At 68.0% G+C, this 15280-nt stretch carries 18 protein-coding genes; 12 read left to right on the forward strand and 6 right to left on the reverse strand.

The features are described 5' to 3' along the window. Positions 1–70: 70 nt before the first annotated feature. Both ACFFXY_RS10365 and ACFFXY_RS10370 read left to right on the forward strand, forming a co-directional pair. Entirely contained in the window at positions 71–2152 is a 2082-nt protein-coding gene (locus ACFFXY_RS10365) for a catalase (RefSeq protein ID WP_382349362.1), read from the forward strand. Positions 2153–2935: 783 nt separating this feature from the next. Further along, the gene (locus ACFFXY_RS10370) at positions 2936–3424 is read left to right on the forward strand and encodes a lamin tail domain-containing protein (RefSeq protein WP_382349365.1); all 489 of its coding nucleotides are present in this window, start codon (positions 2936–2938) and stop codon (positions 3422–3424) included. A gap of 320 nt (positions 3425–3744) precedes the next feature. Here the strand turns inward: ACFFXY_RS10370 and ACFFXY_RS10375 are convergent, their stop codons facing one another. Genes ACFFXY_RS10375 through ACFFXY_RS10385 form a run of 3 tightly spaced genes read right to left on the reverse strand, consistent with a single transcriptional unit; the run spans position 3745 to position 5181 of the window. Further along, positions 3745–4329 carry a TIGR03086 family metal-binding protein gene (locus ACFFXY_RS10375; RefSeq protein WP_382349367.1) on the reverse strand — a complete coding sequence of 195 codons (585 nt, stop codon included), beginning with the start codon at positions 4327–4329 and terminating at the stop codon, positions 3745–3747. Between the two features lie 4 nt (positions 4330–4333). Next, entirely contained in the window at positions 4334–4816 is a 483-nt protein-coding gene (locus ACFFXY_RS10380) for an SRPBCC family protein (protein ID WP_382349369.1), read from the reverse strand. Then, complete coding sequence (locus ACFFXY_RS10385) at positions 4813–5181, reverse strand: ArsR/SmtB family transcription factor (RefSeq protein WP_382349372.1); 369 nt, start codon at positions 5179–5181, stop codon at positions 4813–4815. The genes ACFFXY_RS10380 and ACFFXY_RS10385 overlap by 4 nt, the downstream gene beginning before the upstream one ends. A 485-nt stretch (positions 5182–5666) precedes the next feature. Here ACFFXY_RS10385 and ACFFXY_RS10390 point away from each other — a divergent pair, with 485 nt between their 5' ends. From ACFFXY_RS10390 to ACFFXY_RS10410, 5 genes are all read left to right on the forward strand, one after another. Beyond that, entirely contained in the window at positions 5667–6197 is a 531-nt protein-coding gene (locus ACFFXY_RS10390) for a TetR/AcrR family transcriptional regulator (RefSeq protein WP_382349375.1), read from the forward strand. Then, positions 6194–6550, forward strand: coding sequence for a DMT family transporter (locus ACFFXY_RS10395; RefSeq protein WP_382349378.1), 357 nt, complete (start codon positions 6194–6196; stop codon positions 6548–6550). The genes ACFFXY_RS10390 and ACFFXY_RS10395 overlap by 4 nt, the downstream gene beginning before the upstream one ends. Continuing rightward, positions 6550–6867 carry a DMT family transporter gene (locus tag ACFFXY_RS10400; protein WP_382349380.1) on the forward strand — a complete coding sequence of 106 codons (318 nt, stop codon included), beginning with the start codon at positions 6550–6552 and terminating at the stop codon, positions 6865–6867. Before ACFFXY_RS10395 ends, ACFFXY_RS10400 begins: the two co-directional genes overlap by 1 nt. Before the next feature lie 450 nt (positions 6868–7317). Beyond that, positions 7318–7938, forward strand: coding sequence for a hypothetical protein (locus ACFFXY_RS10405; protein WP_382349383.1), 621 nt, complete (start codon positions 7318–7320; stop codon positions 7936–7938). A gap of 212 nt (positions 7939–8150) precedes the next feature. Next, positions 8151–8930 (forward strand): class I SAM-dependent methyltransferase, encoded by a 780-nt coding sequence (locus tag ACFFXY_RS10410; protein WP_382349386.1) that lies wholly within the window; start codon positions 8151–8153, stop codon positions 8928–8930. 342 nt (positions 8931–9272) lie between these two features. Here ACFFXY_RS10410 and ACFFXY_RS10415 read toward each other — a convergent pair whose 3' ends face one another. Beyond that, positions 9273–9992 carry a GntR family transcriptional regulator gene (locus tag ACFFXY_RS10415; RefSeq protein WP_382349389.1) on the reverse strand — a complete coding sequence of 240 codons (720 nt, stop codon included), beginning with the start codon at positions 9990–9992 and terminating at the stop codon, positions 9273–9275. 124 nt (positions 9993–10116) lie between these two features. Between ACFFXY_RS10415 and deoC the strand changes: the two genes are divergently transcribed. The 3 genes from deoC to ACFFXY_RS10430 all read left to right on the forward strand — a co-directional run bounded on the left by deoC (position 10117) and on the right by ACFFXY_RS10430 (position 12398). Then, positions 10117–10872: a deoxyribose-phosphate aldolase gene (gene deoC, locus ACFFXY_RS10420; RefSeq protein WP_382349392.1), complete on the forward strand. Its 756-nt coding sequence runs from the start codon at positions 10117–10119 to the stop codon at positions 10870–10872. Positions 10873–11035: 163 nt separating this feature from the next. Beyond that, a complete protein-coding gene (locus tag ACFFXY_RS10425; RefSeq protein WP_382349395.1) occupies positions 11036–11476 on the forward strand; it encodes a MarR family winged helix-turn-helix transcriptional regulator in 441 nt (146 codons plus the stop codon). Positions 11477–11543: 67 nt separating this feature from the next. Continuing rightward, positions 11544–12398: an SDR family NAD(P)-dependent oxidoreductase gene (locus tag ACFFXY_RS10430; RefSeq protein WP_382349398.1), complete on the forward strand. Its 855-nt coding sequence runs from the start codon at positions 11544–11546 to the stop codon at positions 12396–12398. A gap of 87 nt (positions 12399–12485) precedes the next feature. On the opposite strand, the gene ACFFXY_RS10435 is transcribed toward ACFFXY_RS10430, so the two are convergent. Further along, the gene (locus ACFFXY_RS10435; protein ID WP_382349401.1) at positions 12486–12701 is read right to left on the reverse strand and encodes a hypothetical protein; all 216 of its coding nucleotides are present in this window, start codon (positions 12699–12701) and stop codon (positions 12486–12488) included. 108 nt (positions 12702–12809) lie between these two features. Between ACFFXY_RS10435 and ACFFXY_RS10440 the strand changes: the two genes are divergently transcribed. Next, the gene (locus ACFFXY_RS10440) at positions 12810–13400 is read left to right on the forward strand and encodes a TetR/AcrR family transcriptional regulator (protein ID WP_382350610.1); all 591 of its coding nucleotides are present in this window, start codon (positions 12810–12812) and stop codon (positions 13398–13400) included. A gap of 188 nt (positions 13401–13588) precedes the next feature. Here ACFFXY_RS10440 and ACFFXY_RS10445 read toward each other — a convergent pair whose 3' ends face one another. Beyond that, on the reverse strand, positions 13589–14383 hold the full coding sequence (locus tag ACFFXY_RS10445; RefSeq protein ID WP_382349403.1) for a TSUP family transporter: 795 nt from the start codon (positions 14381–14383) through the stop codon (positions 13589–13591). Between the two features lie 213 nt (positions 14384–14596). On the opposite strand from ACFFXY_RS10445, the gene ACFFXY_RS10450 reads away from it, so the two are divergent. Beyond that, on the forward strand, positions 14597–15244 hold the full coding sequence (locus tag ACFFXY_RS10450) for a fasciclin domain-containing protein (protein ID WP_382349406.1): 648 nt from the start codon (positions 14597–14599) through the stop codon (positions 15242–15244). Positions 15245–15280 lie beyond the last annotated feature (36 nt).

Here is a 15280-nt window from a genome sequence, read left to right on the forward strand (position 1 = left end):
ACCGCCGCACCGTTTAACGGCGGTCACCGCGGGTAGGAAGGCGCGTGAGCAACGACGAAGGGGGACCGCCATGACCGATGAGGCCGCACGCGACCGCAAGGACGCTCAGCTCGACCGCGACCGGGTCGCCGACGGCGACGACGAGGCGCTGACCACCCAGCAGGGGGTCCGGGTCGACCACACCGACGACTCGCTGAAGGCGGGCAGGCGCGGGCCGACTCTGATGGAGGACTTCCACGTCAGGGAGAAGATCACCCACTTCGACCACGAGCGGATTCCCGAGCGGGTGGTCCACGCGCGCGGCGCGGGCGCGTACGGGGTCTTCCGGCCTTACGACGACTGGCTGGCGGAGTTCACGGCCGCGTCGTTCCTGACCGACCCGGCCGAGGAGACGCCGGTGTTCGTGCGCTTCTCGACCGTCGCCGGATCGCGCGGCTCGGCGGACACACCGCGGGACGTGCGCGGCTTCGCGACGAAGTTCTACACGAGCGCGGGCAACTACGACCTGGTCGGCAACAACTTCCCGGTGTTCTTCATCCAGGACGGGGCCAAGTTCCCCGACTTCGTGCACGCGGTCAAGCCCGAGCCGCGCAACGAGATCCCGCAGGCCGCCTCGGCGCACGACACGCTGTGGGACTTCGTGTCGCTCCAGCCCGAGACGCTGCACGCGATCATGTGGCTCATGTCCGACCGGGCCCTGCCGCGCTCGTACCGGATGATGCAGGGCTTCGGCGTCCACACGTTCCGGCTGGTCGATGCGGCCGGGCACGGCACGTTCGTAAAGTTCCACTGGACGCCCGCGCTCGGCACCCACTCGCTGGTGTGGGAGGAGGCGCAGCAGGTCTCCGGCGCCGACCCAGATTTCAACCGCCGCGACCTGTGGGACGCGATCGAGGCCGGGGCCTTTCCCGAATGGGAGCTCGGCGTCCAGCTCGTGCCCGAGGAGGACGAGTTCGCGTTCGACTTCGACCTGCTCGACGCCACCAAGCTCATCCCCGAGGAGCAGGTCCCGGTCCGCCCGGTCGGGAAGCTGACGCTCAACCGCAACCCGGACAACTTCTTCGCCGAGACCGAGCAGGTCGCGTTCCACACCGCGAACGTGGTGCCCGGCATCGACTTCACGAACGACCCGCTGCTCCAGGCCCGCAACTTCTCCTACCTGGACACCCAGCTCATCCGCCTCGGCGGCCCGAACTTCGCGCACCTGCCGGTGAACCGCCCCGTCGCCGAGGTCCACAACGACCAGCGCGACGGCTACGGCCAGCACCGCATCCACACCTCGGCGACCTCGTACAACAAGAACACGATCTCCGGAGACAGCCCCGCGCCCGGGGCCGCGGGCTCCTACCGGCACTACACCGAGAAGGTCGAGGGCGCCAAGATCCGCGAGCGCTCGGAGTCCTTCAAGGACTTCTACAGCCAGGCGGCCCTGTTCTGGCACTCGATGACGCCGGTCGAGGCCGACCACATCGTGGCCGCGTACCGCTTCGAGCTCGGCAAGGTCACCGACAAGGACATCCGCGCCCGCGTCGTCGACCAGCTCAGGTTCGTGGACCTGGAGCTCGCGCAACGGGTCGCCGAAGGCGTGGGCGTACCCGCACCCGTCGAAGGCGCGCAGATGGAACGGCGCATGTCCCCGGCGCTGTCGCAGTTGTCGGACCCGGTGCGGTCGGTCGCGACCCGCAAGGTCGCCGTCCTCGCGGCCGACGGCGTCGACGGGACGGGCATGACCCGCCTCGTCGCCGACCTGCACCGCCGCGGTGCGGTCCCCGAGGTCATCGGCCTGGTCGACGGCACCGTCCGGTCCGAGAGCGGTGAGGACGTCGAGGTCGACCGCGCCCTGCCCACGATGGCCTCGGTCCTGTACGACGCGGTCGCCGTCCCCGGCGGGGCTGACGCCGTCGCGGCACTGCGCGGGGACGGGCGCGCCCTTCACTTCGTCGCCGAGGCGTTCAAGCACGGCAAGGCGATCGCCGCGTTCGGTGCGGGGACCGAACTGCTGGAGGCCGCGCGGGTCGACCCCGCCGAATCCGGTGTGGTCACTGCTGCCGCTGACGGCGGCGACGTCCCTGACGCGTTCCTCGACGCCTTCGCCGACGCGATCGCCGCACACCGCGCCTGGGACCGCCGCACCGACGACATCGCGGCCTGACCAGCCGATGCATGATCGACCCGAATCCGGGGAGGGCTTCCTCAGCCGTCGGACCATGGCGCCGAAGTCGAGTAGGCGCCCTCGACGGGGACCAGGGGACAGGACCGCCGGTCGGGCACGAGCCGAGGCAGTCCACCAGCCGCCGCCCCGAATCCGGGGGTTCACCGGGTCGGCGGCCTTGACGGCGAGGGACGGCTCACGCTGCTGAGCCGCCCCTCGCCTTTCTCCTGCCAGTTCGACGGTGAACAGGACACTGGCCATGTACGCGCTCAATGCCTTGAAGGTGAGGTCTCGCAACTGCACTGGGGCCAGGAGCGCTGCGGCTTCTGCACGGGGCGACTATGGAACGCTTCCAGGCGCAGCGTCGACGGGAATGCAGCATTCGGCCTGAGTGTGCGGGGAGTGGTGATTTTCTTGGGGCTCGTCTCTCTTTGCTCTGGTTTGCTTCGGTGTTGTGCCTGATTGGTCGAGTTGTGTGCCGTCTGTTTGGTCGTGGGATTGTGTCCATCTTGGTGTTGTGATCTTGAGAATTGGGTTGCTAGCGTCAGCGGATCATGTCTGCCGTTGATGGTGAGGAGTCTCGTAAGGGCAGATTGTGCCGATGAAGATCGGAGATGCCGAGCAGGCTGCTGTCTACAGTGCCGGGTGCGGACCCTGATCGTCCAGTTCATCGCGGCCCTCGGCTTATGGAGAAGGCGCTGCGTCTGTCGCTCAATCGAATTCAGTCGATAGGCAGATGCAATTCAAGCCCACCCCTGATTTCAGAACAATGAGGACATTCTGATGCTGAAGAAGACGCTTATGGTCGTCGGCCTGGCCGTCGCCACCCTCGTTGCCACCGCGACCCCGGCCTCCGCCACGGAGTACTCGTCGGCGCTCAAGATCCAAGGGATCCAGTACGACGCGCCCGGCCGCGACGACAACCGCTGCGTGGGAGGGAACACCTCCCAGGAGTACCTGACCATCAAGAACTACTCCAAGACCGCGACGGTCAACCTCCGGGGCTACCTGGTGAAGGACGCTGCCGGCAACAAATTCAAGTTCACCGCCGACCACTACCTCCAGCCCGGCGACTACGTCCGGCTCCGCGGCGGCAACGGCAACGATTCAGACGGGAACAACGTCGTCTACCGGGACAACTGCAACTTCATCTGGAACAACACCGGCGACTCCATCTATCTCTACAAGCCGTCGGGCGGGGGCGCGGACTCCCACTCCTACAAACCCTCGCGCGATGACGCCGACGGCAACGGCTACGTCACCTTCCACTGAGTGCCAGAGTTCACAGGCGCACTGCATGATCAGGTAGCCCGTGGACCCGTCGGGCTCCGCGCGTATCTCCTGCCGGACGGGCCGGGATCTACAGCGCGGGGCCCGTCGCGGCCGGCCGCTTCCTCGGTGAGCAGGATGCGGACGACCTCGGCGGGGTCCCAACGCTGCCCTTTCGAGGCGAGGATGAGGTTGCTCATGGTCACCATCGCGGTCCACAGCACCGGAATTCGACCGCGCGGAATCCAGCCATGAGCGTCAGACCGGCCGACGCCGTCAGCGCCTCCTTGGCGAGCTCAGCGCTCGGCGTGTTCCGGTGCCGTTCAGTTCTCGGGCCGCCACGCCGGGTCGCGGCCGATGAACGCCACGAACTTGTCCTGTGGGGAGGCGTCATCGGCGACGGGCACGGCCGGGCCGAACTGGCCGCTGTCGCGGAGCAGCTGCTCGATCGGCTTCATCCCTTCCAATGCGGCACGGCAGCGCTCCTCACCCAGTTCGGGTTCGCGGCCGAGCGCTTTGGCGAGGTCCCAGGAGTGCGCCCAGATGTCCGACGTGTAGAACTGGTCGATTGCCTCATCAACGGGCTTGTCGCCGGTATTCGGGTTGCTGAGCACCCGTCCGGAGGGGTCGTCGAGGATCGTTTGGATGTCGGCGACGTGGCGCTTCCAGGCGGCGGCCGGGTCGGCGTCGATGTCCAAGGGCTCCAAGTCGATCCCCGCCCCTCTGAGGAAGTCACGCGGCCATTCGACCAGGTGCTTCACAATGTCCAGGGCCGTCCACTCGGGGACCGGGCTGGGTCGTGACCAGTCTGCGGCTCTCGCGCCTTCCACGAGTGCGGTCAAACGGGCGGCGTCGTAGGCGTGCCGCCCGGCGGGGCCGTCGGGCGCGTCGGTTCCGTTCTGCGCCATCGATCTACACCGCTTCCTGCGCCAGGAGCTCATCGAGTTTCTCGAAGCCCTCGTTGACACCGACGTCCATGCCGCTCGCGAGCATGCCGTCGCGGGTCTCGAAGTCCTGCGTCACGCTCAGCACCCGCAACCGCGTGCGACCGCCTTCGATCGGCTCGAAGGTCATCGTCTCAAGGAAGACGCCGTCAGGCTCGCCCTCATAGGTGAAAGTCCAGACGATCCGCTCGTTCGGACGGACCTCGTGGAAGCTGCCGAAGAAGGCGTACGGCTCGCCTCCGCTTTCGCTGCCGAACGCCCACTCACCGCCCGTGCGGGCATCCCAGCGGGTGATCTTCGTGTTCGACCCGCGGGGCCCGGTCCACTGGGCGTAGAGGTCGGGGTCGACGTGGGCCCGGAAGACGCGTTCCGGCGTCGCGTCGAACTCGCGGGTGATCTCGATCGTGGGGACTTTGGCGTCCGCCTTGATCTCGGTTTCGTGCTCGGTCATGATTCCTGCTCCTCGGCTGGTCGCCGGTCTCCGTCGTCCCGGGCCGTGCGGGCCAGGAGGGCGTCGAGGCGGCTGTAGCGTTCCTCTGCTTCGCGGCGATAGCGCTCGATCCACTCCGTCATCGGGTCGAATGCCTCCCTGTTCAGGTGGACGGGCCGGCGCTGGGCATCCTTGCTGCGGGTCACCAGACCGGCTTCTTCGAGCACTTTCACATGCTTGGAGATCGCCTGGAAGCTCACGTCGTACGGCTCGGCGAGCTCGCCCACGGTCGCGTCCGAGACCGACAGCCGGGAGACGATGTCGCGGCGGGTCGGATCGGCGAGCGCCGCGAAGGCCCGGTCGAGCTGCTGCGCACTGTCACCCACGGATTGTCCTCAACTAATTGGTTGAATAGAACTGTAGGCCTGGGGTCGATCATTGTCAACCTGTTGGTTGAAGAAGCGCCAGCTCGCTGGAGGGCCCGGGCCCTCGGGCTCGCACTGGCGGTGATCCCGATGGATGGTCCGCACTGAGACCGCGATGATGAGCACCAGGAGCGCTGACAGACAGATGAACTGCTCAGACGCGAAGGTGGCGAGTACGGTGATGCTCCTTCCGAGTGGCGCGCCGGCGGCCACCGATCCCGCAACGTGCATGCGGTGCGTACCAGGGCGGGCGCGGCACGCTCTAGCAGGTGGTAGACGCGGAGTCACCGGCGGTGTCGCTCGGCGGTGGGCGCGTCGAGTTCGAGCTCCGCGAAGCACCGCATGCACCGTCGTGCGGCGAGGGCCGGGCCTTTGGTCCGGTACCGGGATGTCGGGCGTCACACGCGCTTGCGTTTACCTACCTTCCGGAAGGTAAAGTAATGCGCATGAGTGCGAGACCGCAGATACTCGACGGCGCGATAGCGATGCTCCGGGCGGGCGAGTCCCTGTCCCTGGAGTCGGCCGCGAAGCACGCCGGGCTGACCAAACCGGGCCTGATGTACCACTTCCCGACCAAGGAGGCGCTGATGATCGCCCTGGTCGACCGCGTGGTCGACGACTGGGAGCGCGAGATCGCCGCGCGGCTCGACGGCCCCGTCGAGACGGCCGCGCCCGCCGAGAGGATCGGGGCGTACCTGGAGTGGGCGCTCAAGGGCGAGGCCGACCTGAGCGACCTCGTGATGTTCGCCGACCCGCGCCTGTGCGAACGGCTCACCGCGCGCTGGAGCGAGCGGATGCGGCCCTGGCTCACGGTCCCCGACGACGTTCCGGCTCCCGAGCGGGCCCGGCTCACGGCGGTGCGGCTCATCGCCGACGGACTCTGGTTCGCCGACGCGATGGACAACCTGCCTCCCGATGTGCAAGAGCGCGAGGCGCTTCGCGATCTCGCCCGGTCCCTGCTGGAGGGTGCCCGATGAGCGCGCGACCCTGGTTGCTGCTGATCGGCGCGATCGTCAGCGAGGTCACCGCCTCGCTCTCGCTCAAGGCCGCGATCGAGCGGCCGCTGCTGTACGTCGTCGTGGTCGTCGGCTTCGTCTCGGCGTTCGCGTTCCTCGGCGCGGTCTTGAAGGCGGGCATGCCGCTCGGCGTCGCGTACGGGGTGTGGGGTGCGATGGGCGTGGTCCTCACCGCGGTGTTCGGCGCGATCCTCTACGGGGAGCCGCTCACCGCGACCATGGGCGCCGGCATCGCCCTCATCATCGCCGGAGTCGTGACGATCGAGCTCGGCTCGGAGCGGGCCGCGGCCCGCCGGATGGAAGGGGCCGCGTGATGGCCTGGGCGTTCCTCGTGGCGGCGATCCTCTCCGAAGTCGCGGCGAGCCTGTCGCTGAAGGCGGCGGCCGACGGCCGCAAGCGGTGGTACGCCGTGGTGGTGGTCGGATACGGCCTCGCGTTCACCGGCCTGACGCTCGCACTCGAAGCGGGTCTGGGCATCGGTGTGGCGTACGGGATCTGGGTGGCCGCCGGAGTGGCACTGACCGCGATAGCGAGCCGGATCCTGTTCAAGGAACCCCTTACGAAGCTCATGGGGCTCGGCATCGCGCTCGTGGGCGCCGGGGTGCTCCTGGTCGAACTGGGTGCACATTAGACGACCATGCGGTTCGGTCCTGATCCGCTAGTCCAGCGCTCCCGTCCAGTGCCGTCTTACGGGGATGGCGCTGAGCAGTGCCGTGAGGAGCACCGCCATGTAGCTTCGCGAGCGGGACTCGGGCTCGGGCGTCAGCGAGCTTGGAGATGGCGTCGGCGAGTGCATCGAGCACCTGCTCGGCAGTCCCTTCGTCGAGTTCGCCAGCAACATTGACGGGGGAGTGGAGGTCGGGTACGGCTGCGGGCATGGTCTCCATGAAGTAGTCGTTGATTGGTGCGGTCACGGCCTTGCGTTGCTTTTCGTGCTCCAGAACATCGCAGACTCGGGCGGCCTGCTAGGCGTGATGGTCGGCGATGCGCAGTAGGTCTTCGTGGCCGCGACCGGATCAAGCGCCGGATTCGACGAGGATGAGGGTTGACCGGCTCATTGAGGGCGCTTAACGTCGGCGACATGAGCGATGAGTACGCCTCTGTCGATGAGGCGATTGCCGCGGTCAAGGCCGCTTACCCGGACGCCGAGAGCATGCCCGGCCTCAACGGCCTGTACTCCTCGACGCTGGTCTACTACGATCCTCAGCGGCACAAAGTCGCCGTGATCGGCGACGGCCTTGAGGACACGGTCCATCCGGCCGTGTACGTCGACTTGATCGACGGCATCGACATCGCCGGTGAGCTTGAGGTCTACGACATGCTCAACGACGAGGCACTCCGCGGCCCCTTCGATTACGACGGTGGAGACGCGACGGCCGCCGTCGACGAGGTGGCCCGGATCTACATCGAGAGTCACATGGCGAGGCTGCGGGGCAAGGAGGTCGAGGAGGATCGGCTCCACAACTGGCTCCACTTCGAGCTGGAGAAGACCATCGCCGCTATGAGGAAGCAGATCGCACTCCTAGAGTCGGTCCAACTGCGGGTCCTGCACACGGTGATCGGCGACGAGACGACGCCTGAAGGCGTCGAGAAGGCCCTCGACCGGCTGAACGTCACACCCGAGCAGCTGCGGGATCTCATCCTCGACGACAAGCGCCGTTTTGAGCGGCTCACCCTCCCCTTGTGGATCGACGAATCCTAAGCGCCCCGGTCCAACGACCACTTCGTTTTTGATTGCGTGGTTGCTTGCGGTCAGGCGGTGCGGGTGAGATTGTGAAGACGGGCGAATGCCTTGGGCCGCAGCCCCGAGAACGGCTCGATCCGGCAGTCTTCGGCGGCGGTCGCGACACCCCACTCGACGGTCCTCAACCGTTGGGACACCACCGATGATCGGTGTCCCGGTAGGGTGACCGCATGGACCAGGACGAACGACTGCGCCACGCTTCGTCGTTCGGTGCAGCGGCGAACGCGTATGCCGAGCATCGTCCGGACTACGCACAGGCCGCAGTGCGCTGGGCGCTTGAGCCCGCGCCCGGGCCGCGCGTGCTCGATCTCGGCGCCGGGACCGGCAAGCTGACCGCCACGCTGATCGCGCTGGGCGTCGATGCGGTTGCCGTCGAACCCGATCCGGCGATGCTGGCCGAGCTGCGCCGGTCACTGCCGACGGTCGATGCCCGGTCGGGCAGCGCCGAGGCGATTCCGCTGCCGGATGCCTCGGTCGATGTCGTGCTGGCCGGCAACGCCATGCATTGGTTCGACATGGCCCTCGCCGGTCCCGAGATCGCCAGAGTCCTGGCACCGGGCGGGATCTTGGCCGGCCTGTGGAACGTCGTTGACGACCGGGTCGGATGGGTCGCCGGGCTGGTGCGAGTCAGCGGTAGCGCCGCCATCGGCCCGCGTGACACGCCCGCCACTTGGCGTCCCGAGACGGCCGACATGCACCTGCCGAAGGCAGGGGCGGCCGCGCGGTTCGGCTCACCGGAACAGGCGGATTTCCCGCACGGGCAGCGCCGTACTGCCGAATCGCTCGTCGCGACGCTCGGCACCAGGGCGGGAATGCTGGTCATGCCGGACTCAGAACGAGAAGCCACGCTGGGCCGCATCCGCGCATTCTTGGCGACCCGAGCGGAAACCGCCGACGGCGAGTTCACCCTGCCGATGCGGACCGCGGTGCTGCGCGTCCGGCGGCTCTGAACCATCGCCCGCGCCCTTCACTGAGCTGACCGGGTACCGGACGATTCCCTGACCTGCCCATCAACACCGCCGAGACCGCGATGTCGCAACCTCGCACCAATCAAGCAGGATCGTCCGGTCGGCTGCATCGAGGCTTTCGGCGTCGATGGTGTGCTTACGAGCTGTGCCGACCGGGTCCCAGGTCGGAAGTTCGACCGCCGGTGGCGGGGAGGTCTTCATGCCCGATCGGTTGCTCGGTCGCGTCGTGGAGTCGAATAGTCGGGGCGTGGCTGATGTTCCCGGGCAAGGGTTGTCCCGTAAGGGTTTTCGGTGAAGGCGGAGCTGGCTGGTCCTGTGTGGTGCTCAGTTGGGCTGAGGTTGGGCGATGGTGAAGTCGACGCGTAGTGCGTAGCGCCCGGCCACGTAGGAGCTCGTGGTGTGTTCGAGCGGAACATCGTGCTGGTCGGTGATAATCCGGGTTTCGGTCAAGAGTGGTGTCTGGGGGTCGATGCCGAGGGCTGGTGCGTCGTCGCCCGCGACCCGGGCGGTGAGGACTGAGGACCCTCGTGTCGGCTCGTACCCCAAGTGCCGCAGCGTGTTGTGGAGTGACCCGGTCTCCAGGTCCGCTGTCAGCAGCGGGGTGAGTGCTTCGGGGAAGGCCGCGTGTTCGATCGCCACTGGTATCTCGTCGAACATGCGGATGCGGCTGATGGTCACCACGGCCCCGTTCGGGGGCAGGCCCAATGCTTCGGCCTCCGCGGAGGTTGCGGGTCGCAAGCCCGCGTCGAGAACGCGTGAGCGCGGAGTACGGCCTTCGGCACGGGCCTGGTCATGAAAACTGAGCAGGGTCCCGACGGGCCGGGCGGCGGCACTGCGGCGGACGAAGCTGCCTTTGCCGGGGATGCGTTCGATCAGTCCGTCGCGCTCCAGCCCTGCCAGTGCGGCCCGGACGGTCATCCGGGAGACGCCGAACTCCGTCGCCAGCTGCGGTTCGGAGGGGAACGGCGCGCCGACTACGGCCTGGGCCAGGCGGCGGCGCAGTTGCCGTTCGATGCGCTCGTAGAGCGGCTGCGAGGCGGCCATGGCGTCTCTCCTCCGGATCTGGATGTGTGGAAGGTCAATCATGCTCGGCCCGAGGCCGGTCGACACCGCCCTCCCAATTGTATAGGCTGTCTAGACAGATTTGATCGAGAGGGAGGGAACCGCCATGTCGAACGACACGATCCCCGCCGAGCCTTGGACCGGGCCACTGCCCGTGCTTGAGGCGGTGGCGAAGATGATCGACCATTCACTGCTGCGGCCTGAACTGACCGGGGCCGAAGTCACCGCGGGATTGGAGGCCGCGCTGGCCTATCGGACGGCGTCGGTGTGCGTGCGCCCGGCCGACGTCGCGGCGGCCGCTGTGGCCCTGGCTGGGAGCGAGGTCCTGTTGGGCACGGTCGTCGGGTTCCCCCACGGCTCCTCGACGGTCGCCGCGAAGGTCTCCGAGACGACCGAGCTGGTCGGGGCCGGGGCGCAGGAAGTGGACATGGTCGTCAACATCGGCCGGCTGCGGACCGGGGAGACCGCCTATGTCCACGACGAGATCGCCGCAGTCGTCGAGGCCGCGCAGGGCCGTGCCGTGAAAGTGATCTTCGAGAACGCCTACCTCGACGACGAGCAGAAGACCGCCGGCTACCGGGCGGCCGAGTCTGCGGGGGCCGCGTTTGTCAAGACCAGCACCGGGTTCGCCCCCGGTGGGGCGACCGCGCACGACATCGCCCTGATGCGCCGCACCGTCGCACCGCACGTCCAGGTCAAGGCCGCGGGCGGCGTGCGCACCCTCGATGCCCTGCTGTACCTGCACCACCTGGGTGCGACCCGCTTCGGCGCGACCGCCACCGCGGCCATCCTCGACGACCTCGCCGGCCGCCTCCAAGGCGCCACGCCCCGTACTTCCCCTGGTGCAGGGCAGGAATACTGACCGCCCCGATTCTCGCCAACGTTCCCGCCAGGGCGGTCAAGGCTCTTGGAATCGAGCACGAGTGGCAAGTGCGATCGCTGCGACCGGCGATCCGGCGATCCGGCGGGCCACGCATCGACCGGGGCTGGTGGACGAGACTTGATGTATATGCAACACTGGAGTCATGAGCGATTCCTCGATCGACGAGATCTTGAACGACTGCCTGGCGGTGCGCATCCGGCTGATCGGGCGGGCCGTCACCGGGCTGTACGACAGTGCGCTCGGCGGCCACGAGGTGACCATCGCGCAGGTCAACCTGCTTGCCGCTTTGGGCAAGGTCGGGCCGTGCTCGCCGTCGAGGCTCGGAGAGGTGCTCCAGTTGGAGCGGTCCACGGTCAGTCGGAACGTGAATCTGATGCTTGGTCACGGCTGGATCGAGGCGGTGTCCTCCGATGCGAAGGGCGTCCGGGAAGTGGCGCTCAGCCGTGCGGGCCGGGCCAAGATCGAGTCCGTGATGCCCCACTGGCGGCGCGCCCAGCGGCAGGCCGCCGAGCTGCTTGGCGCGACTGGCGCGGGCGCGGTCCGTGCGATGGCGGGCGACCTGGGGTATCCCCCGGGCGCGTAGGCCACTGGGTCCGCACGTCGGCATCGACATCACAGTTTGTTGTATATACATCAAGTAGGAGGCGGCAATGAACACCCACTTCGCGAACAAGGTCGTGCTGGTGACGGGCGCTTCGCGCGGCATCGGCAGGGCCGTCGCACTGGCATTCGCCCGCGAGGGCGCGCAACTGGTCCTCGCGGCCCGCTCGATCGACCATCTTGCTCAGGTGGAGAACGAGGTTCAGGAACTCGGTGCCGCGGCGCTGTCGGTGCCGACCGACGTGACCGACCCGGATGCAGTGGCAGCCCTGGTCGACGCCGCGGTCGCGCGGTTCGGACGCATCGACGTGCTGGTGAACAACGCGGGCATCGGCAAGGTCGGTGCGGTCGAGTCGGAGGCGTTCGCCGACAACGTCCACCAGACGCTGCGGGCGAGCCTGTTCGGCACGATCGATGTCACGCAGCGCGTGCTCCCCATCTTTCGCAGGCAGGGGGCGGGCGTGATCGTCAACATGTCGTCGGTGATGGGCCGCAAGGCGTTCGCCCGGTTCGGCTCGTATGCGATCGTGATGCACTCGGTCTCGGCGTTCTCCGACAGCCTGCGCCAGGAGGTCGCCGGAAGCGGCATCGGCGTCTCGGTGATCTACCCCGCGCTCACCGCGACCGACCTGCTGCGGGAGGCCGACGAAGCCGAGATGCCCCCGCCGTTTCGGCACATGACTCCACTGTCGGCAGACACAGTTGCGCGAGCCGTGGTCGCCGCGGCCAGGCGAAGGACACCACGCGTCGTACTGCCGCGAAGGGCGAACATGCTGCTGCTCGGGGAGGCGGTCTCGCCACGCCTGGGCGATCTGATCGCCACCGCGCTGTCCCGGCGTCGCATCACCAGGCTCCTGCGGATGAGCAGCGGGAGGACCTACCACCAGACGATTCAGAGCCGTTAGCAGCGCGGCGGTGGTGTCCGGGATACGCGGGTCATGGCGTCGCCATAGAGGCGGTCGAGGGCGCCTCTATGAAACCGGTTCAGGCGGTCAGTCCTCGAAGATCCAGCGCCAGCCCTTGGAGCGGACGGTGAGCACCAATCCGATCACGAGCATGAGCGAGTGGGCGGCGATCCGCATCCAGTCAGGCATGTCGATGTAGTTGAGCAGGAACCAGCTCCGTGAATCGCTGAACAGGTTGTTCAGCAGCCCGCCTGCTCCCTGGACAGCCAGTACGAGGCCCAGGCCCGTGATGATCGCCGACATGACACATCTCCTCTTTTCAATACACTCGTATTGATCTGATGATTCGAGGATAGCCTGCCGCACGCGCTAGGATCAACTCGGTACGACCGTATTGAGGAGTGGAGCGTGATGACCGAGCGTCCTTCCACCGCTCGCGGACCGGGCGCCGCCCACGACCAGCGCCAGCGCGACATCATCGAAGCGGTCTTCGACATCGTCGACGGACAGGGGACCGACCAGGTCACCATCCGCAACGTCGCGAAGGCGGCCGGCATCTCGCCGGGCCGGGTCCAGTACTACTTTCCGACCAAGGACGCACTGCTCTCGGCGGCGTTCGCCGCGGTCAATGATCTGGGTGCTGAGAACGTGCGGCGCCGGCTCGCTGCTGACGCCGAGGCCGGACCCGAGGCGATCCTCGCTGCGGTGCTGACCGAGCTCGTGCCCGCCGACGACGCCGCCCGACGGCACATGCGCATTGCGAACGCCTTCGAGGTGTACGCGCTCAACCGGCCCGAACTCACCGAGCGGCTCCGAGACAGCTACGGCAGCCTTGCCGCCTTCCTCGCGAGCCTGCTCCCTGCAGGCGCGGCTGAGGACACAGCGAAGGAGCTCATCGCCCTCGCCAGCGGCCTGGGCTGGATGGTCGTCGTCGGCACGCACACCCCGGAAGCGGCCCGGCGAACGGTGACGGTCCGCCTGCGCCAACTCTTTGTGCCGTAACCCGCATCGACGGGGGCGGAACTGCCCGGGGCCAGCTATCAGGAGTAGCGAACGCCGCCGCGGCGACCGGCAACAGGTCCGACCACACCGTCCCGGCATTCCATCCGCTCGGCCCTGGACCGACCTTCAGTGCCCAGTCGGACATCCAGGCCTAGGTTGATGGCGGCGAGCTCACTCCGAGCCGTACTTCAGGTGAGGCTCTGGGCTGTGTAGAGGGCGGCGAGTGCGATCGCGAGGGTGCCGAGGAGGCGTCGCAGGAGTCGTTCGGGCAGGCGGGGCTGGAGGGCGGCGCCTGCGTAGCCGCCGACGAGTCCGCCCAGGCCGCAGGCGATCCCGAGCGTCCAGTCGGGGGCGATGTCTCCGGGAGCGGTCAAGCTCAAGGCGACGTAGGCGAGGCATCCGGCGATCGAGGTGGCGAACGTCGACAGCAGCGCAGCCGGGGCCACGGCCGCGACCGACAGGCCGACGCCGACCAGGACCGGACTCAGCAGCGAGCCGCCGCCGATGCCGTACACCCCACCCACGCAGCCGGCGGCGAACGCCAGTGCCAGGATCGTGTTGCGCCGCAGCCCGGTCCGGGCCCGCGCCCGTTCGCGGCGGGGTAGCAGCAGCCACACCCCAAGCGGCCCCAAGACCGCGGCCGCGCAGAGGCGGAACAGGTCCGCGTCGGCGACGAGGTGGACGCGGACGGCTGCGCCGATGACGACGCCGGGCAGTGTCCCGGCGATCAGCAGACCCGCCAGCGGTGAGCGGAGCGACCCGGCGCGGGCGTACCTGGCGAGTGCGCCCGGTCCGGCGATCACGTTGTACAGCAGGTTGGTCGGGGTGACTGCCGGGTTGGGCACGTGTAGGACGCTGAGTTGGACCGGGAGCAGGAATACCGCGCCCGAGACCCCGGCCGGGGCGGTCACGATCGAGATCGCGAGCCCGGCCGCGAAGCCGAGCAGCAGGTCCCAGTCGAGCACACCGTCAACCCTACTCATCCGGTAGGAATATGCGTGCGCCTCCTCACCCGCAGGGCGTGTACATGATGACCGCGGCGCCGACGACGTCCCATTGGTCGGGTCGTTGACGCCAGCGGATGCGGGGCCGAAGAAAATTTTGGATGCGGACCCATCCGCGACCGTCCCGGTGCCGAATCTTGGGCATGGCAGGGCGCCTAGGGCGTCTGGCCTCGATTTCCGATGAGAGAGGCAATGAAGATGAGCAATCGACTCCTGACCCGCGCCGGAGCGCTCGCGCTGGCGGCGGGATGCGCTATCGCACTGTCCGCGTGCTCGGACGACTCCGGCAGCGACGACGCCTCTGAGGACACCTCCTCCACCCAGGAGTCCATGGCCGAGGAGACCACGGAGGCGATGACCCCGGCGGGTGAGTTCGGCGCCGCGTGTTCGGCGGTTCCGGCGGACGGGGAGGGCTCGTTCTCCGGTATGGCTGATGACCCGGTCGCGACGGCCGCGTCCAACAACCCGGTGCTGTCCACGCTGGTCACCGCGGTGACCGAGGCGGGGCTGGGGGACACGCTCAACACCGCTGAGGACATCACCGTGTTCGCGCCCACGAACGACGCGTTCGCGAAGATCCCCGAGGCCGACCTCCAGGCCGTGCTGGCCGACACTGAGACGCTCACGTCGATCTTGACCTACCACGTGGTGGCCGGTCGGCTCGCGCCCGAGGACCTCGCCGGTGAGCACGCGACCCTTCAGGGCGCGAACCTGACGGTCGAGGGTTCGGGCGAGGACTTCACCGTGAACGGTGAGGCCGCCGTGGTCTGCGGCAACGTGCAGACCGCCAACGCCACCGTCTACATCATCGACACCGTCCTCATGCCGCCGGCCGAATAGCCCGCACCGCGCGAGACGCGTCTTCGTTCCCGGCCT

It is taken from the genome of Glycomyces mayteni (assembly GCF_042428885.1).
Taxonomy (GTDB): domain Bacteria; phylum Actinomycetota; class Actinomycetes; order Mycobacteriales; family Micromonosporaceae; genus Glycomyces; species Glycomyces mayteni.